Genomic DNA, 18,940 nt, shown 5'->3' with positions numbered 1-18,940 from the left:
GGCCCCATGGCCAGACGAGGAAAAGTAATCATCGACCGGGAACTGTGCAAAGGCTGCTACCTTTGCGTCGCGTCCTGTCCGGTGAAGGTTTTAGCGGAGGATACCGAACCCAACTCAACCGGAACCTACCCGGCAAAGGCAGTTCATCTGGAAAAATGCATTGCCTGCGGCAATTGCTACCAGGTATGCCCCGATGTATGCATTGCGGTGTATGAATTGGAAGGAGATGAATCATGAACAGCGAAAAGCGCCTCATGAAGGGGAACGACGCTATCGCCGAAGCGGCTATCCGTGCCGGCTGTACCGCGTACTTCGGGTACCCCATTACCCCCCAGAATGAAATTATCGCCTATATGGCAAGACATATGATCGATAAGGGCCGGGTCTTTATCCAGGCTGAAAGTGAAGTCGCGGCCATTAACATGGTATACGGCGCGTCCTGCGCCGGTGCCCGGGCCATGACCAGTTCATCCAGTCCCGGGGTAAGCCTCAAACAGGAAGGCATGTCCTACGCCGCGGGCGCGGACATACCCCTGGTTCTCGTAAACGTTGTCCGGGGCGGCCCCGGTCTCGGCTCAATCGCCCCGGCCCAGAGCGATTACTTCCAGTCCACCAGGGGCGGCGGCCACGGCGACTACCGCTGTATCGTTCTGGCGCCCAAGAGCGTGCAGGAATGCGCCGATCTGACCTATCTCGCCTTTGACCTGGCGGACCAGTACCGCATGCCCGCCATTGTACTGGCCGACGGCATGATCGGCCAGATGATGGAAGGGGTAACCCTCCCCCCGGAGCGGAAACTTTCAGAACTCCCCAAACGGGACTGGAGTGTCGGCGGCATGGCCGCGACCCACCGGGAAGCGATTCACATCACGTCCCTGGATCTGGTTCCGGCCCAACTGGAGGAAAAAACCCGGGCCCGGTTCAGGCGGTATGATGAACTGAAAGCCAAGGAAACGCGGTTTGAATTCGCCGGTGAGGACGCGGACCTGTACATGGTCGCCTACGGCACCTCCGCCCGGGTCGCCCTGGGCGCCAAGCAGCTGGCAGAAAAAGAGGGAATCAAACTCGGGCTGTTCCGGCCCATTACCCTCTTCCCGTTCCCGGACCGGGAACTCGCTAAAATCGCGGAAAAAGGCAAGCCCATCCTGACCGTGGAAATGAGCCTCGGCCAGCTCGTTGAGGATGTAAAACTCGCGGTACTCGGCAAAGCCCCGGTACATCTCCTGGGCCACTCCGGCGGGGTCATCCCCACGGAAGAGGAAGTCTTTGCAGAAGCGAAGCGCATCCTGGGGAGGAATTAACCATGAAACAATTATACGGATACCCTGAAAGCCTCAAGAAGGTTCAGACGAAATACTGCGGCGGATGCGGCCACGGCATCATCCACCGGATCATCACCGAGCTTATCGACGAATTGGAAATGCGGGAAAAAACCGTGATCACCAACCCCGTGGGCTGCGCCATATGGGCGGACCTCTATTTCGATTTAGATTCGGTCCAGCCGGCTCACGGCCGGACACCCGCGGCGGCCACCGGAGTCAAACGGGTTCTGCCGGACCATCTGGTTATCTGCTACCAGGGTGACGGCGACATGGCCGCCATCGGAACCGCGGAAATGATCCACGCCGCCAACCGGGGAGAAAAATTCACCACTATTTTCGTGAACAACGCGATCTACGGCATGACCGGCGGACAGATGGCCCCCACCACCCTTATCGGCCAGAAGGCCGCCACCGCCCCCCTGGGACGGGACGCGGACTACGCGGGCATGGGCTATCCCATCCGGGTGGCGGAACTGGTGGCCCAGCTCGAAGGCAGCCGCTACATCGCCCGGGGCGCGGTGAACAACGCCGCCAATGTGCGGAAAACGAAAACCTACATCAAAAAAGCCTTTGAAGCCCAGCTGCGCGGGATCGGCTCCACCATGGTTGAGATCGTTTCCCAGTGTCCCACCAACTGGGGCATGGATGCCGGGGAATCCATCGAATGGCTGGAAGAAAACATGCTGCCGTTCTATAAGCTCGGTGAAATAAAGAACACCCTGGAAGGAGCTTCGTGATGACCGAAAAATCGTTTTTCGCCGGATTCGGCGGCCAGGGGATTATTTCTCTGGGGCAGATATGGGTGTACTGCGCCATGAAGGAAGGCAAGAATGTGACGTTCTTCCCTTTTTACGGCGCGGAAAAACGGGGCGGCATTGCCCGGGCGAGCGTCATTGTTTCGGATGAGGAAATCGCCAGCCCCCTGGTGACCGTCCCCGATTCGGTACTGGTGATGAACCCGGACTCACTTCCGCTTTGTGAGGAGATGGTGAAAAAAAACGGCCTCATGGTGATCAATTCATCCCTGGTAAAGGACGACCCGAAACGTTCCGACCTCCGGGTGGTAAAGGTCGAAGCCCAGGATATCGCGGAAAAAATCGGCAACGGAAAGATCGCCAACATGGTGGCCCTGGGAGCCATGGCAAAACTTACCGGCGCCCTGGCCCTCACCGAAGTCGAGCCGATCCTCAAAAACTTCTTCCCCGAGGATAAGCACAAATTCGTGCCCATGAACGTGGAAGCCATTAAGGCGGGCTTCGCGGCGGTCTGAGGAAAAGCGGGATCCGGGCAGGCGGCGGCGGTTAACGTCAGCGGCCGCGTACCGGGAATCAGTACAGGCGAAATCTATTCCAATAAAAGGCGCCGGATCACCGGCGTCTTTTATTAACCATAATAACAGCGGCGAATTCAGCGGCGGGATACAGACAGCAAATGAAAAAGCATGAAGAAAACTGGAAAACCCTCAACAGTACGTATTTGTTTAAAAAACCATGGCTTACCGTACGGGAAGATTCCGTCGAACTGCCCAATGGAAGTGTAATCCCTTCATATTACATACTGGAATACCCCGATTGGATTAATGTTATAGCGGTAACCACGGAAAATAAGTTTGTATTTATCCGGCAATACCGGCCGGGTATAGGCGGAATACATTATGAATTGTGCGCCGGGGTCTGCGAGAAAGAAGACACGTCCCCGCTGGTTTCAGCGAAGCGGGAATTGCTGGAAGAAACGGGATACGGCGGCGGGAAGTGGAAAAAATACATGGAAATTTCCGCCAATCCGGGGACACATACCAACACTACCCATTGTTACCTGGCAACGGGCGTGGAAAAACGTTCGGAGCAGAACCTGGACGAAACGGAATGCTTAACCGTGCATCTGCTGGACCGGGAACAGGTTTTGAAATTACTCGAAGGGAATAAAATAAAACAATCCTTAATGGCGGCGCCGTTATGGAAATATTTTTATGAGAATAAGTAATACTGTTCCGGCTCATCCGTTAATTCATAATCCAGCGGAAAGAGCCGCGATTCCGGTACTTCTTCACCCTGAATGATATTCTGTATTACTATATGAATTGTGCTTCGTTATTCAATAAACCTTATACGCGGAAATACTTTAAACACCTTCTTCAACAAAATGCACCGGATACTTATTCCAGTAACCTCTGTAAACACGGCCGTGATTTCCATCGAGATTCAACTGATACATTCTGAACAAAACCAATATATTCTTTGGCTGCCACAATTCCTCATAGGAATAGCGGTAGGACATTCCGATTTTTTTCATGACAGCGCCGCTTCTTGGATTGTTAACATCATGCGTTGCCGTTATATAGGGTATTCCTGATTTCCGGACTTCTTCGATCACCGCGCCGCAGGCTTCCGTTATTATTCCGTTATGCCAATACTCCCGGCTTAATCCATAGCCCAAATCGTAATTATCGCTATCGCTAACGGCCGCATAGCCAATGGGCACATTATCTGATTTCAGACAGACCGCGTATCGGAAACCGACCGGATTCTCATAGGTTGTTATATAATTTTCCAGTAAATATTTTTCCGCTTCCTGAATTTTTTTGAATGGCAATACCGGAAGGAATCTGTTTACCTCATCGGAACTCATAAGCCTGAAAAAGGCCTCCGCGTCTTCCGCGGCAAATCTGCGGAGCAGCAAACGTTCTGTTCTTATTTCCGGCGTGCTGCCCATACCAACCCTATATTTTCCCGTATAACCGGGGTGACCGGCTTTTCCCGAACCTGTACCAGATACATCTATACATTACATTCAAATTATTTTTCCGGATAAAAAATCATCTATCGTTTTCTTGCTCTTTACGTCTAAATCCTCTTCTTTAATTTCCTTAAAATATTCTCTGTATATTTCATTATATTTATCAATTAGTCTCTTTATATTGTATCCGTTTAAAACCGCGTTAATTTGATTACCCGGATACGTTTCATCAATATAAAACTCTATTTTTGAATCGCCATGCTGTATAAATCCTTGTATAAACAGCCTCAGCAGATCTTCCATTTCTTTGAGTTTTATTGAATAATTTATATAGACACCGCCTTCTTTTATACATATCTCTATTTCATTTTTATTTTCTAATATAAAAAACACACCTTGATTAAACTGATGTTTAAGGGCGGATGTTATTACTCCGATTTTCTTATTCAAATAATTTGCTATAACATAAGAATTGGTTTTATAAAAATAATCTTCATTCTTGTGATTTACTCCGCGTATCATTCCCTGGAATGTTTTGAATTTAATATCATCAAAATCCTTGTTAAATTTCTGATTTACCTCTTCTTCCTGTTTCTCAATTTTTTTTATTTTATTTTCTTCTTCCGGGTCTTTCAGCAATTCCGTATACGAATATAATTTTTTGATTTTGTCCTGCCCGAGAAATATCTCGTTGGTTCTGTCGCTAACGGTGTCTATGATATCATTTAAATAGAATAACCTATCGTTGTTTATTTCTATCTTCTTTTTATAAAATGACATTTCATTCTTTATTCTCTCCGATATGCCGGTAACGCTTTTTTCTAAATATTTCCGTGCGTCTTCATCATTAAAAGTATTTACTTTTAATGATGATATCTTTTGAATCTGGGCGTACATTTCTGCGGATACAGCGTCAGCCTCATCAAAGGCGGTCAATTTTTCTTTTATCGTCAGATTTACACTTTGCTGTATATGTACAAGAAACAACAGATACGCATTTACTGTTTCATCCAGCTCAAGCAAAGTTTTATTATTGTGGTAATCCATATTTTTTCTCCTGCACTATTTTCACAATGACACCTGATGCTGTACATACACAATATTTTTCTCTGGGCTTCGCAGCTCCGCCGGACTGCGTCTCCGGGAAACCTCCTGACCGGTTCCGCTTCCGCTTCTTCCAAGGTTTACGTTCCGGTAATCATGGTGCCTTCTATTTCGTTCAGAATCAAGTAGTCTATCTGTTCCAGATCGAGCTGCAGGACTTTTTCATCCATGGGTGAAGGGTTGAGCACGACCTTGAGTTCCCGTTTTTTCGCCGCCCGGATAATCAGGCTGTTGGCGTTTATTTCGTTCTGCGGAAGCACAAAGTCGCCGGGGCAGGCATCCGAAGGTTTCCCTTACACACTCTTCCCTCGGTACTGCCAAAGGTAACTATAAGCGGATGTCTATCAAAAACAGATTTTTACCCTCCGATGTGATAAATTCTACTATGACAGCAAATACTAAGGAGTTTTTGGTTATGTTTCGAAAAAGCCCTATTCTTTTTTTTATTATTCCCTTGGCGGGAATAATCGCCTGTACGAATCCCACCGGGGGAGAATCCGAAAACAAGATAACCAATGCTGAAGCCATTGAATTCCTGGAGAGTATCCGGGCGGAAGCGGAAGCCGGAGAAAGCGGTAAGACCTATACCCTGGAAAGGGATGTGGATTTGGGCGCCATGGACTGGGTTCCCATAGGTACCGATAACAAACCATTTAAGGGTGTTTTTGACGGCAACGGCTATACCATCAAGGGTTTAAAACTGCCCGACGATGTTAAACATTCCGGGCTCTTTGGCTATGTCAGCGGCAGCGGTACGGGAATAAAAAATCTGAATATCGAATTGGACACACCCCAGCTTTCTCCTGGAAGTACATTCTATGTTGGCGCGGCGGCGGGATATCTTACGGACGGAGCCATTATCAACAATGTAAAGGTTTCCGGGAATCTGGATATTATATCCTCACCGACTCTTCGTGTTGGAGGAATCACTGGAACTATGGCCGACGGAACCACCATCACCGGCTCTGCCTTTACCGGCAATATATCCGCTTCCGGCAGCAATTATACCGGCGGCATAGCCGGCATGGTTTTAATTTCAGCTTCCAAGGAAGATCTTACCAATACGATCAGCGGCTGCTATACCACCGGAACCATATCAGGAGGCAATTATACCGGCGGTATCACCGGTGTGATACAAAATGAAAACTATACTAAACGCAGCGAGAACATTATCTCCGCTTGTTATTCCACCAGTGCGGTATCGGGAGGCGGTCACATAGGCGGTATCGCCGGAGCGCTGGTCAATTTCAGCAGTAAAGACCAATGCAAAAGCACTATTACCGGCTGTTATTCTACAGGAGCAATATCGGGAAGCAGTGCCGCCATAGGCGGTATCGCCGGATCGGCAAACAATAGCGGCAGTACAGACCAATGCCAGCTCATTATTTCCGGGTGCTATTCTACCGGTACTATATCGGGAAGCGGCACCGTTGGCGGTATTATCGGAGAATTTTCCAATACTGGTTCCGGGTGCGTAATCAAACTTGAGAATTCAGTGTTCCTTGGCAGCAGGATTTCGAGCAGTGCATCATCCATCGGCCGCATAGCCGGCGATTTTGGTGGAACACCCACCCTTACTAACAATTACGCCAATAAAGCCGCGCTTGTTAACGAAAGTACAATAGAAGACAGCGGAAACAAAGGACTTACCCACAAAAACGGCGAGGATATTTCCGGTGCTTTGCCAGTTCAAAGCTTTTACGAAAGCCTTACCTGGAGTTTTTCCGGTTCCAATGCGGTCTGGAAAATGGGCAATACCGGTTATCCCATGCACACCTGGGAAACCGGAACTACCCCAGCCGGCTGGAAGAACAACAACTAGAACATCCCATCGTGGGAGCAGCTCCAGCCTTGCTGCCTGCGGCATCAAGGCTTGCGGAGCAGAGCTCTATCGAACCTTTGGTTCGAGATATCTTTAGCGGAGGCTCGTTTCGCATTGAAGTTTACGGGATAACCGGTGTCAACAAAACCGTCCTGTCCCGGTTTCCGCGTTGTGGATCATTTGCAGAAACCGGGGATACGCCGTTTTTCCATGCCGATTATTTTATAAACCGCCTTATCGGATAAAAAATACTGTTCCGCCAGGACCTTAACGGATACGCCATTGGTGTACCCGCTGAAAATCTCGGCGTTCCGCGCGGCGGTAATTTCCTTGCTGCTGCTGTTTTCGCCCCACGCTTTGCGGCAGTCGTCTCTGCGGGGTATATAGATACAGCGGCCGTCCACAAATTCCTGGATGGCTTTTAAAAGATGGTCCGGTAATATATCGTTTGCTTTTATGTAGCCCATGTCGCCCTCCTAAATTCAATTCAGGATCAGGCAAAGGCCTTTGAAAGGAAGGATTAAATCAGATTTTCCATCCCCGGCACCGGCCTCTGCCGCGCGGGGGAACAAGTTCGTCTAACCGGGTAACGTAAATCTTCATAAAATTATTGTATTTTTATAGAAAAAAATGTCAAGAGTGGCAAAATAATCAAGAAGCGGAGCTCTGCAATTAATTTAAATTGGTTCGGATGAAACCGTTAGAAGGATCGAATACCGCTGTGTCAATGACACGTTCTAATTCTGTATCAAACACTACAATATTTATACCAGGGCTGTTATTTGTGTATGAAATCCGGCTTGGCAGAATATCTTCCATAGATATTTCAACATATGATGTATTATTAGCAACAGAACTTATCAAATGCATATTTCCTGATGCAGAAAAAATAATTTCCTCAATGTCATTTATATCAGCAGTTTCCAGTATAACCTTACCATCAGATGCAGCGGCAATATAACCTGTAGAAAAATCAGGAGTCAATCCAAGCGATGAAAAGGCATTTTTGAGATCCTCTGATAATATCACGGGTTCGTTTAACCGCGAGGCAATATAGATTACATATTGGTCGTTATCGAGTAAATTCAGATAGTCTGCTAAATGAAATGTATTGAAAAGATTTAATGTTCCATCAAATAAACTGTAATCAAAATTTACAAGAATTTCCTTCAAATTAGCAAATTCCTTCAGATAATTCTCTGTTGTAAGCAGGTATTGTTTAGAGGAAAAACATTCCGCCATAAAATGGTTTACATCCTGACTGTAATGAGTATCATCCTTATAATTGTACAGATTGGTTATTATCCGTTCTTCGTTGAACAAATAATATTCCACGTTCTCATACTGCAATAACGTTCTGGCAACATATTCCTTAGCCTCCATATAATCATTCAGGTAACCATGGTGTAATAATCTATACCAATACAACAAGCTATATGGAGGGTCAAACAATACAAATTTAGTATTTTCTTGAGTTTTAATTATTGGAAGAAAATTCTGGTCTAAATTCATTTCTGCATTTATCAAATAGTAATTTATATCATTATTTTTTTCTGCAGCCGATACATTAAAATTATAGATATCTATTACTTTATGCATATCAAAATCTAAAGTATAATATTCTTGCCAAGATGAATAATCATCAAAGGTCGTTGAGGGAAGATTTTTAAGAGAACAAAAGATGTTACGAAAAGCCTTTTCTATTAAGACTGTTTTGTTCAATATATAACTGACATCATTAAACGGATTTTCATCATATAGATAGTACGGGAGGGGATTTGCGGTTGTATCTGGACCAAGAAAAAAAATATACTGACCATCGAGCCCCAGATATATCTGCCGTATATCAGCATTGGATTTAAAAGCCATATTCAGAATAACAGCAAAGTTTTTTGAGTGTCCGCCAGAATAAGGAACCTTAATAGTATTTAAATTTTCTAATTTCTCAAACCATGAAATTTTAAAATTTTCAGTCATTGAAGTTCCTGTTATAAGGCTGTCATAGGTAAAATTTTTTACAATACCGGGATTTTGGTAAGACTGATTATCCAAGCCATAATAAATATGTTTTATACTGCCATGATATTGAAAAAAGGGATCAACAACAATAATGGTGATAGCACAGAGAAAAAGAAGGCTGCATATTATAATCAATGCAGATATCGACCAGCGTTTATATGCTATGAAATCATAAGTCTTTTCCTTTTCCATCCTAACGTCCGTTTAAAAATTAAAATATAGAAAAACGCTTACTCCGGCAAAAGATACAATACACCAAAATACTAAAACCGTTGTTACCACCAACCGTCCTCTGGTGGGGTAAAAACTTTCAATCCTCTCATTCGTATTTTTCATAATCAAAACAGCAGTCATAGCAAAAAAGACAAAAATAATCATTAAATAAGACGGATTAGCAAATAGCCGAATATATGGAATTTGTGATAGAAACATTATAGCAAACTTTGATGCAAAGGGCTGTATAAAATCGGGCTTTATATTCCCAAAATTCAATCCGCCGATGATTTTAATGATTGCATTTGCCTGGCTGATGGAGTCAGCCCTGAAATAAATCCAACTCAAATTTATAAATAAAAAAGTGATTATCCAGGAAAAGGCCGGGTGGAGCTTATCGAAAAAATTTTTGAAAATCCGGGTAATAATTGAAAACGCCCCATGCAGAAAACCCCATAACACAAATGTCCAGTTTGCACCATGCCATAGCCCGCTGATTAAAAACACGATCATTGTATTTAAATAGGTTCGTGCCTGGCCTTTCCGGTTTCCGCCTAATGGAATATAAACATACCGTGTAAAAAAACGCGTTAGTGTTATGTGCCACCGTTTCCAGAAATCAACTATTGTTAATGCCCGATAGGGAGAATTAAAATTCATGGTGATGTCAATATTAAACATTTTTCCAATACCAGTAGCCATGTCGCAATAACCGCTGAAATCAAAATAAATCTGAAATGTGTAGAAAAGCATTAATAATATGCCGTTAGTGCTATTAAGAAGCCCCACATTAGAATATCCCCAAGTAACCGCATTGCCAAAGGTATCGGCAATGAGTACTTTCTTAGCTAAACCGAACGCAAAAGCATAAAGTCCTTTAGAAAATTGTTCAAATTGAAACCGCTTTTTTGATTCATCGGCAAACTGCGGGACCATCTCATCGTGAGTGACAATCGGTCCTGCGATTAACTGAGGAAAATAAGTAACAAACAAGGCATAATCCAAAAAATTATAGTCGGGAACTTCTCCTCTGTAGCTATCAATGATATATGATAATTGCTGGAAGGTAAAAAAACTGATTCCCAAAGGCAGAAGCAAATGTTTTAAAGCAAAAGAGGAACCGAAAATTCGGTTGATATTTATAAAAAAAAAGTCATAATATTTAAAATATAGCAATACAGCCAAGTTCGAAAACAATGCCAATATGAGCCATATCTTACGCATATTTACAGTCTTTCCATGCCGGATAAGCTGATTAAATAAAAAATTAAAAAGGATACTGAGAACTATGATAGGTAAATATTTAATATTGAAATATCCATAAAACCAAAGGGACATTAATAGGAGATAGGTTTTTCCTAATGTATATCCTGGATTTATCAACTTGGGAAATTTAGACGATAGTAAAGGATTTAATCTATTTAAACAAAAATACCCAATAAGAGCCAGCGGGAGAAACAATAAAACAAATATATAAGAATTAAACAGCATTATTGTTAAAATTCCCCTGAACTTTGTTTAGAAAATTATATAAAAATAGTCTATGGTATACAAGTTAGCTAATGCCTAAGACAAATTAATCTGAAATATTTCAGAAATTGATATAGGTTGGGTAATTTTTATAGATCAAAAACAGAAAGTTTGATGTATTTATGTATACCTATACATAACAAATCTTATTTTCTTTTGGTGATCATTGCAGTATAGTAGTTACAGGTATACATCCTTAAAAATATGAATCAGATAAATTTGAACCGGGTTTTAATGGAACTTTCCGCGCAGGGCCTTGCCCTGGTGCGTATCCCTGACTTTACCCTGCTTGAATGGAACCAATCCTTCGCGCTGCTCTGCGGAAAAGAACCGTCCGCCGGAGAAAATTTTGGGGAACTCGGGTTCGGCAGAGAACTGGCAGCGAAGGTCCTGGAGCAATATACGGCGCTCAGCGGGCAAGGGACCGAAAGGGATCTCCCCTGGATTTCCGGCACCCCGCCGGCCGCGTCCCGGCAGAAAACCATAGAGGCCCGGATTGTCTTCGCGGATTCCGCCGCCGGGGAAGCACTAATAGCCATGCACCTCCCCGGAACCCTGGAGCCGTCCGAGCAGCATCTTATGGAAGAAGACCTGCTCCGCCGGGACATGCTTCTGCAGAGTACCAGCAAAGCGTCCCAGCTGCTCCTCTCCGATGAGGAGGATTTCGACGCAACGGTCAACCATGTTCTGGCCATCCTGGGGGAGGCCACCGGTGTCGACAGGGTGTACGTCTGGAGCATCCATCCCAGTCCCCATCCGGAAATAAATCCCGAGCTCCATACCACCCAGCTGTACGAATGGTCCCAGGGCGCGGAACCCCAGCAGGACCTGGATATATGCACCAACCGCCCCGTATCCGAGGCAATCCCCACCTGGATCGATACCTTCCTTTCGGGAAAATGCGTCAACAACCTGGTCCGGAACATGCCTAGGCTCGAGCAGGAGCAGCTCGCGCCCCAGGGCATCATATCCATAATGACCGCGCCGATTATGTTTCATGGGGAACTGTGGGGGTTTATCGGATTTGACGACTGCCATTCGGAATACATCTGGACCGAACCGGAGGAAAACATTCTCCGGGCAGCGGGGATGCTTATCGGAACGGCCATCCACAACCAGCGTATCAACGAAGCCCTGCGGGAGTCCCAGGCCCGGTTCAAAAAAGTCGAAGAAGCCACCGGGGAAGTCATCTGGTCCCTGGATTCCCGGGAAAAAATCGACTATATATCCGACCGGGTAACCGCGGTACTCGGCTATTCGCCCCAGGAGCTTATCGGTACGGAATTCAAAAACCTCCTGGAAAACCAAAATGATTATTTCAATAACCGGTCCACTGTGGATGAACCCATACGGAGAAATCTTGAACACCGCTTCCACACAAAAAACGGCCGCTACAAATGGATCCGCACATCCTGCCAGTTTATCTTCAACGGCGACGGCTCGGTTAAAAATGCCTTCGGGACGAGTTACGATGTAACCGACATACACGAGGCCCAGGAAAACCTCCGCAGGACTTCAGAGGAACTGGAGCAGACCAATTCCCAGCTTGCGGAATCCGTCTATATCGCCAACAGCCTCGCCGAGGAAGCCCGCAGGGCAAGCGCCGCCAAGGGTGATTTTCTCGCGAATATGAGCCACGAAATCCGGACTCCCATGAACGCCATCATCGGACTCATCCACCTGGTTATGCGGACCGACCTCAAACCGAGCCAGCTGGAATATCTGGAAAAAGTGGATTTCGCCGCAAAATCCCTGCTGCGGATTATCAACGACATCCTCGATTTTTCCAAGGTTGAAGCCGGCAAGATGGAAATCGAAAGCATTCCCTTTGAGGTGGAAAGCGCGGTTAAGGGAACCATTGACCTGGTGAAACACCGCGCGGAAGAAAAAAACCTGATCCTGGATCTGTATCTCGATCCCGCTGCACGGGGACGGTACCTGGGTGATCCCCTGCGGCTTTCCCAGGTACTGACAAACCTCTGTACCAACGCGATAAAATTTACGGTAAAAGGAACCGTGACCATCCGGGCCGCAATTGAAGGCAGGGATGACCGGGGTGTACGGTTCATGTTCCAGGTACAGGATACGGGAATCGGTATGACCAAGGAACAGATGGAAAAACTGTTTTCCCCATTTTCCCAGGCCGATACATCAACCACCCGGCGGTACGGCGGCACAGGACTGGGTCTGGCGCTCTGCAAAAAATTGGTTCTGCTTATGGGCGGAGATATATGGTGCGAAAGCGAACCCGGCCGGGGATCGGTATTTACCTTCACCGCCGTCTTCCCGGAGGCGCCCGCCGCCGACGGACCCGCCCCGGGGAGCTTCAACGACGTACGGGTCCTTGTTTCAGAAACCGATACATACCGCAGGGAAACCCTCTGCGACCTTATTTATTCCCTGGGATGCCGCAGAATTGAAGCAGCCGACAGTTCCGGCAAAGCCCTGGAACTGCTCAGGCAGGGCGACGGTTTGCCGGAAAAACGCTTCGACCTGCTGGTTGTTTCCGCCGACCCCGGGGATATGGAGATTGACGGACTCGTCGGGGCGATCAGGGAGGGAAGAGAAAATCCGCCCCGGATTATCATCATACGGGACCCCGGCGACGACCGCGCCCTCCCCCAGGGAGATACCATATTCACCCTGGAAAGCGCGGTCAGCCAGTCGAGCCTGTACGAAACCATAATCCGGGCATTTGGCAACAGCCTCAGCTTCAGCTCCCAGGCGGCGGAGCAGCAGCGCGAAATGGACCTCGTCAAGGAATTTGCCGGCAGCAGAATACTCCTGGTGGAGGATAATGAAATAAACCAGATGGTAGCCGAAGAACTGCTCCGTCAGGGCGGCATGGATGTTACCATCGCGGAAAACGGAAAAACAGCGCTGGAGCTCCTGGATACCCGGGAATTCGATCTGGTTTTGATGGATATACAAATGCCGGAAATGGACGGATTAACCGCAACAAAGCTCATCAGGAAAAATGAACGGTTCAAAAATCTTCCTATCATAGCCATGACCGCCCATGCCATGAGCGATGACCGGGAAAAAAGCCTCAGCGCGGGCATGGATGACCATATCACAAAACCCATTGATTCCCTGGAATTATTCCGCTGCCTCGCGGTATGGCTCAAAAAAACCGGTTCTTCGTAAATCGAATTATTTTCTGAATATCTGATCAAAAATCTGAAAAACCCACAATAAATTACCATATATTGATAATATTGTTGACTTTCTCTGTCAAAGAATTAGATTAATAATGAGGAAGCTTATGGGATTATTCGATTTGCATATACACACATCGTACAGTGCAGACGGAAACCTAAGCCCTGGTGAAATCGTAGCCATGGCAAAATCCCGAGGTCTTTCCGCTATAGCGGTTACCGATCACAATTCAATAAACGGAGTCAAAGAAGCAGTACACGCGGGATACGCGGCGGGGATCAGGGTAATCCCCGGAATAGAACTGGACTGTACCTTCCTGGGGTCCGATTTCCATGTTCTGGGGTACGGCATAAACCCGGACCACCCGGCTTTCTTTGTGGTGAATATGGATATAAGCCGCCAGGAATTCAACGCCGCCAGGGAGCGGATAGCGGCGCTGCGGAACCTCGGTATTCCGGTAAATGAAAAAGAAGCCATGTCCCGGGCGGTTCACGGATGTTTTGTAACCGGAGAACTTATCGCCGAAATCGTGCTCGGCAAACCCGAAGCCGCGTCCAATTCCTTACTCCAGCCGTATCTTCCCGGCGGAAGCCGGAGCGACAATCCCTATGTCAATTTTTACTGGGATTTCTGCAGCCAGGGAAAGGAAGCCCATATCCCGATATCGTATATCTCCATGCAAAAAGCCCTGGAAATAATCAAAGAAGCCGGCGGAGTTGCCGTGCTGGCCCATCCCGGTCAGAATCTCAGCGGAAAGGAAGAGCTGCTTGAGTACATTATTGAACTGGGCATTGACGGGATCGAGTGCTACAGCACGTATCATAACCGGGAAAAATCGGACTTTTACCTGGAAATAGCGAAGCGGTACGGCCTGGTGGTCACCGGCGGCAGCGACTTCCACGGAAAAACCAAACCTTCGGTGGTCATGGGTGAATTCGGTTTCCCGGAAGCCGATACCGGACTCCTGGACAAACTCGATACTGCCCTTGCCATGTATTCCGCCCGGGAAGCCGGACAAAACCTCAGAGCTCCCGCAGTATAGGTACCGCCCAATACTGACACAATATTACAGATCCCGGTTTACAGTTCCACAACCTGCCAGGTGCGTTCTACCCGCTTGAGATTATTGTGTGTTTTAAGAATCAGCCGGTACTGTCCGGGTTCGGTAAACACAAAGGGCGCCATTTCGACCATCCTGCCGGCTTTTATACTTACCCGAATCTGCCGGAGCGTTTTGTGTTTTGACGGGTCCGGATCCATTTTATAAAAAAGAATCTCAAAGGTACCGTCACTGCCCGTTCCGTTGGTTATAACAAACTGTATCCCGCTTCCCGTGGCGGCGGGTATTTTATCGCTGAAAATCACCGGTTCGTTGGTAATGGTAAAGCCCAGGGATTCCACCGCCAGATCCTGCCGGAGCGGTTCCGCGGCGGGACCCGCCGGAGCGGGAGCGCTGACGGAAGGTGTTTCTCCGGGCCGTTCCGGCGCGGCCGCGATAAACGACCGGACACCCATGACCTTCGGCGCAAAGTACCGGTCCTGAAGGGGCGAAATAATAACTCCGGTTTTCGGGCCGGAGGATACCGCGTGGATCATGGTTTCGTTATCCAGGATGATTGCCACATGGCTCGCGGCGCCGCCCACGGTATCGAATACAATAATATCCCCGGGCTGGGCCGCCGCGACCCGGACGGACTGTCCCCCTGACCAGATGGTTTTAGAGGTCCGGGGCACGGTGATATTGGCGGCGGTCCGGTACACATATCTGACAAAACCGGAACAGTCAAAGGCTTCGGGGGATTCGGCTCCGTACACATAGGGAACCCCCAGGTACTGCTTCGCGGTTTCGATAATGGCCTGCCGGACCGTATTATCCGCCGCCGCGGAGAAGGAGACCCCTAGAAAAAGAACGGCATACAAAGAAATCTTTCTGTATTTCCTGATAAATTTCATTCCATCATAAAATACCACATGGAATGAGAAAAAACAGTAGGGAAACACAGAATCTTTCAATCCGGAAAACATACCGCAGGCCGGCAATGAGGAAGTATTCTATTTGCAGCAGAATAGTTGATATGAAAAGTACAAACATTTTCGGAATATTATTTGGTACGTGTCATTTCCGGTATATACTGCGTTAGTATCGGGGTATATTAGTTATCCGGCTGCCGCCGGAAGAAAGCAGAACCATTGGGAAAATTTGGAGGTATTATGAAAAATATTACAAATCTTTTGTTTGTCTGTCTTTTGCTCTTTTCCCTTGCTTCATGCGCGGGCGCGCCGGATCAGATAACAGCTGATGTTTCGAAAATATCCGAACCGGTAAAGGTTTCCAGAATCGGGTTTCAAATTGGCCCGGATTACTTCACCACCGATGACGCCGCCATCGAAGGCTTCTGCGAATTCTATACAAACCAAATTGACAGCATCCTCACCACCTTCACGGAAAGAACGGGAGTTGTTCTTGATATTGGCAGTTTTAAAGAGTCCCTTAAAGACTTAACCAATATTTCGGTTTCCGATGGGAGCAGAACAAAATTAGTGGACTGGAATACTGAAAAACCGGACAATGATATTTGGTCCAGGATGTACGTTATTTTTGGTGACGGTGCCATTTTGGTTGACATGTATATTTTAGAACCCGGCAAAGATATAGTGTATGGTGTTTCTACTAAACCAACGGAACAGATCTGGTTAGGTTCTGAAACAAAACCTCGGCAGTGGTAAGCGGGCACGGGATCTAACACACACCATACGCTGCGCCGCATAGTGTGTGCTTAGGTGAAAAAAATCAACTTCCCAAAACAGTTAAAACAGAACTATCATCAAAAGAGCGAAACAGGAATATATAAGCCGGCGGCAGACTGTTAGACAACAAAGGAGTTTTTATGAAAGAACTTGCGCTGAAGCAATTTGAACAATTTTACAGGATGTTTACCTGCATGGTGAATGATTATGACGATGAAGCATGGTATACCATGGGCCATAAAAAAACGACCGCATATATACTGGCGTTCCATATTATAGATTCTACAAAGTTCTATCTGCGGGATGACAGCGCCTTTGAGCTTGAAAACGGAGAAACAATTACCGTGGAGGGACCGGTCCCGGCTCAGAAAATATCGCGGGCCGACATTTTAAAAAATATTACCCTTCAAAAAGCGGCAATGGAAAAATGGATACATGAAATTGATTTCAAAGCGCCTCAAACGGAGTTTCCATGGACAGGGCCTGACATGGAAAGCGTTGTTATCTTTATCATCAGGCACAACACTTTTCATCTGGGTGAGTTTAATGCCTTGCTGAATGAATACAAAAAAGGTGACGCGAAAGACAACTTTGGCGACAATATCTATTGAAACGAGAAGGACTATTCTGAACACACAGCACCGGGAACTAAAACATACCCTAACCGGATCGGAAAGCACCCGGGCGTAATGGCGTCACCGGGTGCTTCCGGCTGAGCCGGTTCATGCTTCCGAAAAGTCCGGGTGGCGGTGGCAGTCCGTCAGGTGGTCATTCACCAGACCCGCGGACTGCATGTACGCGTAGATAATAGTAGGCCCCACAAAGGAAAACCCCTTCTTTTTCAGTTCCCGGGAAATACGCTCCGACAGTTCCGTTGAGGCGGGAATCTCTTCCATGGTTTTATACCGGTTAATTATGGGGACGCCGTCCACCCAGTTCCAGAGCCATTTCGAAAAAGAACCCGGTCCCTCCATCATGGTAAGGTAGACCCGGGCGTTTTCAATGGCCGATTGAATTTTCCGGCGGTTCCGGATAATTCCGGAATCCTCCATGAGCCGGGCGACATCCTTCTCGGTGTACCGGGCAATTTTTTCGGGGTCCATGCCGTCGAAAGCCCTCCGGTAACCTTCCCGGCGCTTCAATATGGTTATCCACGAAAGCCCCGCCTGGGCGCCCTCAAGAATGAGCAGTTCGAAAAGTTTCTTGTTGTTTTTAAGGGGATTGCCCCACTCCCGGTCGTGGTACTTAATATAATCCGGATCGGTTCCGCACCAGGGGCAGCGTATAAGTTCCATGGAATTCCTCCTGATATTTCAGAGAATGCCGAAGTGCTTCAGCGCGTTGTAAATACCGCTGCTGTCCACATCATCGGTGACGTAGTCCGCCGCCCGTTTCGCCGCGTCGCCGGCATTGCCCATGGCGATACCGGTTTGGACATATTCCAGCATGGTGACGTCGTTTTCACCGTCCCCGAAGGCCATGGTACGCTCCCGGGGAATACCGTAATGGCCGAGGACCGCTTCGATACCTTTTTCCTTGCCGCCGCCCAGAGGGATGGCGTCGAAAAAAAGCGGGTGCCACCAGGTGGCCTCAACGTGGCGGAGACTGTCCAGGAGCATGTTCTGGCGGCCTTTCTCGAGGAACACCGAAAGCTGGTAAATGTCGGCGTTGAGCGCATCCGAAGGGTCGCCCACCGGCGGCAGGGGAGAATCAACGGCCCGGCAGATAGCCTCCACGGTTTCATTAATCGTGTTTACGTACATTCTGTCTTCTTCGACAAAATGGCAGGCATAGCGGTTCTTTTTTGTCTGTTCCACCACCACGGCTATATCCTCACGGTTGATGCTGTGCCGCCGGAAAACCCCTTCCCGGTTGAAGCAGTACTGGCCGTTTAAGGTTACGTATCCGTCGAAGTCGAAGAGATCCGGGATAAGTTCCATCTGCAGCTTATGCCGGCCCGTGGCGATAAAGAGTTTTATCCCTTTTTCCCGCAGGCTATGGAGCGCGTCCAAGGTTGAATCCGGGATTTTATGGGTTTCAAAACTCAGCAGAGTTCCGTCAATATCAAAAAAAACAGCGTCGACCATTTCATGTTTCCTGAATCATTTTCTTTGTGCCCGAAGTATATCCTTTTTACACCGGAAGGGCCACTGAGGCGCCGCGGAGAATTTAATTGACAATTGCCTGTTTCAGATTCAGACTATATCAATATTAGACATATTTTAAATTTTATAGATTTTCCCCATCATAAGAAAAGGCAAACCCCCACGGAGTTTGCCTTGTTTGT

The 18,940-nt window shown here is 47.3% G+C and carries 19 protein-coding genes; 10 read left to right on the top strand and 9 right to left on the bottom strand.

What is annotated here, in order from left to right; genetic code table 11:
• Positions 1-6 precede the first annotated feature (6 nt).
• The 5 genes from JFL75_RS15080 to JFL75_RS15060 all read left to right on the top strand — a co-directional run bounded on the left by JFL75_RS15080 (position 7) and on the right by JFL75_RS15060 (position 3,305).
• The gene (locus tag JFL75_RS15080) at positions 7-237 is read left to right on the top strand and encodes a 4Fe-4S binding protein (protein WP_215627507.1); all 231 of its coding nucleotides are present in this window, start codon (positions 7-9) and stop codon (positions 235-237) included.
• The gene (vorB, locus tag JFL75_RS15075) at positions 234-1,301 is read left to right on the top strand and encodes a 3-methyl-2-oxobutanoate dehydrogenase subunit VorB (RefSeq protein WP_215627506.1); all 1,068 of its coding nucleotides are present in this window, start codon (positions 234-236) and stop codon (positions 1,299-1,301) included. The genes JFL75_RS15080 and vorB overlap by 4 nt, the downstream gene beginning before the upstream one ends.
• Before the next feature lie 2 nt (positions 1,302-1,303).
• Positions 1,304-2,059, top strand: coding sequence for a thiamine pyrophosphate-dependent enzyme (locus JFL75_RS15070; RefSeq protein WP_215627505.1), 756 nt, complete (start codon positions 1,304-1,306; stop codon positions 2,057-2,059).
• Positions 2,059-2,592, top strand: coding sequence for a 2-oxoacid:ferredoxin oxidoreductase subunit gamma family protein (locus JFL75_RS15065; RefSeq protein ID WP_215627504.1), 534 nt, complete (start codon positions 2,059-2,061; stop codon positions 2,590-2,592). Before JFL75_RS15070 ends, JFL75_RS15065 begins: the two co-directional genes overlap by 1 nt.
• Positions 2,593-2,753: 161 nt before the next feature.
• Positions 2,754-3,305, top strand: a complete 552-nt coding sequence (locus tag JFL75_RS15060) for an NUDIX hydrolase (protein ID WP_215627503.1) — start codon at positions 2,754-2,756, stop codon at positions 3,303-3,305.
• Positions 3,306-3,443: 138 nt separating this feature from the next.
• Here the strand turns inward: JFL75_RS15060 and JFL75_RS15055 are convergent, their stop codons facing one another.
• From JFL75_RS15055 to JFL75_RS15045, 3 genes are all read right to left on the bottom strand, one after another.
• Entirely contained in the window at positions 3,444-4,034 is a 591-nt protein-coding gene (locus JFL75_RS15055) for a GNAT family N-acetyltransferase (protein WP_215627502.1), read from the bottom strand.
• Between the two features lie 78 nt (positions 4,035-4,112).
• Positions 4,113-5,105, bottom strand: a complete 993-nt coding sequence (locus JFL75_RS15050) for a hypothetical protein (RefSeq protein ID WP_215627501.1) — start codon at positions 5,103-5,105, stop codon at positions 4,113-4,115.
• Between the two features lie 137 nt (positions 5,106-5,242).
• Positions 5,243-5,422: a hypothetical protein gene (locus JFL75_RS15045; RefSeq protein ID WP_215627500.1), complete on the bottom strand. Its 180-nt coding sequence runs from the start codon at positions 5,420-5,422 to the stop codon at positions 5,243-5,245.
• A 155-nt stretch (positions 5,423-5,577) separates the two neighbouring features.
• On the opposite strand from JFL75_RS15045, the gene JFL75_RS15040 reads away from it, so the two are divergent.
• Positions 5,578-6,984, top strand: a complete 1,407-nt coding sequence (locus JFL75_RS15040) for a M26 family metallopeptidase (protein ID WP_215627499.1) — start codon at positions 5,578-5,580, stop codon at positions 6,982-6,984.
• Positions 6,985-7,160: 176 nt separating this feature from the next.
• Here JFL75_RS15040 and JFL75_RS15035 read toward each other — a convergent pair whose 3' ends face one another.
• From JFL75_RS15035 to JFL75_RS15025, 3 genes are all read right to left on the bottom strand, one after another.
• Positions 7,161-7,451 carry a CD3324 family protein gene (locus tag JFL75_RS15035; protein ID WP_215627498.1) on the bottom strand — a complete coding sequence of 97 codons (291 nt, stop codon included), beginning with the start codon at positions 7,449-7,451 and terminating at the stop codon, positions 7,161-7,163.
• 205 nt (positions 7,452-7,656) lie between these two features.
• The gene (locus JFL75_RS15030) at positions 7,657-9,195 is read right to left on the bottom strand and encodes a hypothetical protein (RefSeq protein WP_215627497.1); all 1,539 of its coding nucleotides are present in this window, start codon (positions 9,193-9,195) and stop codon (positions 7,657-7,659) included.
• Positions 9,196-9,207: 12 nt separating this feature from the next.
• Positions 9,208-10,440 (bottom strand): MBOAT family O-acyltransferase, encoded by a 1,233-nt coding sequence (locus JFL75_RS15025; protein ID WP_215627496.1) that lies wholly within the window; start codon positions 10,438-10,440, stop codon positions 9,208-9,210.
• A gap of 510 nt (positions 10,441-10,950) precedes the next feature.
• Between JFL75_RS15025 and JFL75_RS15020 the strand changes: the two genes are divergently transcribed.
• Together JFL75_RS15020 and JFL75_RS15015 are read left to right on the top strand one after the other, a co-directional pair.
• Positions 10,951-13,893: a response regulator gene (locus JFL75_RS15020; RefSeq protein ID WP_215627495.1), complete on the top strand. Its 2,943-nt coding sequence runs from the start codon at positions 10,951-10,953 to the stop codon at positions 13,891-13,893.
• Positions 13,894-13,999: 106 nt separating this feature from the next.
• Positions 14,000-14,947 (top strand): PHP domain-containing protein, encoded by a 948-nt coding sequence (locus tag JFL75_RS15015; protein ID WP_349629688.1) that lies wholly within the window; start codon positions 14,000-14,002, stop codon positions 14,945-14,947.
• A 38-nt stretch (positions 14,948-14,985) separates the two neighbouring features.
• Here JFL75_RS15015 and JFL75_RS15010 read toward each other — a convergent pair whose 3' ends face one another.
• Positions 14,986-15,858, bottom strand: coding sequence for a C40 family peptidase (locus JFL75_RS15010; RefSeq protein ID WP_215627493.1), 873 nt, complete (start codon positions 15,856-15,858; stop codon positions 14,986-14,988).
• A 258-nt stretch (positions 15,859-16,116) separates the two neighbouring features.
• On the opposite strand from JFL75_RS15010, the gene JFL75_RS15005 reads away from it, so the two are divergent.
• Positions 16,117-16,632, top strand: coding sequence for a hypothetical protein (locus tag JFL75_RS15005; protein WP_215627492.1), 516 nt, complete (start codon positions 16,117-16,119; stop codon positions 16,630-16,632).
• Between the two features lie 161 nt (positions 16,633-16,793).
• On the top strand, positions 16,794-17,264 hold the full coding sequence (locus JFL75_RS15000) for a DinB family protein (protein WP_215627491.1): 471 nt from the start codon (positions 16,794-16,796) through the stop codon (positions 17,262-17,264).
• A gap of 111 nt (positions 17,265-17,375) precedes the next feature.
• Here the strand turns inward: JFL75_RS15000 and JFL75_RS14995 are convergent, their stop codons facing one another.
• Both JFL75_RS14995 and JFL75_RS14990 read right to left on the bottom strand, forming a co-directional pair.
• Complete coding sequence (locus JFL75_RS14995; RefSeq protein ID WP_215627490.1) at positions 17,376-17,948, bottom strand: DNA-3-methyladenine glycosylase I; 573 nt, start codon at positions 17,946-17,948, stop codon at positions 17,376-17,378.
• Positions 17,949-17,966: 18 nt separating this feature from the next.
• The gene (locus JFL75_RS14990) at positions 17,967-18,740 is read right to left on the bottom strand and encodes a Cof-type HAD-IIB family hydrolase (RefSeq protein WP_215627489.1); all 774 of its coding nucleotides are present in this window, start codon (positions 18,738-18,740) and stop codon (positions 17,967-17,969) included.
• Positions 18,741-18,940: the final 200 nt, after the last annotated feature.

This window comes from Breznakiella homolactica, from assembly GCF_016616095.2.
GTDB classification, from domain to species: Bacteria; Spirochaetota; Spirochaetia; order Treponematales; family Breznakiellaceae; genus Breznakiella; species Breznakiella homolactica.
Note: the sequence above shows the minus strand (reverse complement) of the source record. Positions and strands in the feature narration are given on the sequence as shown.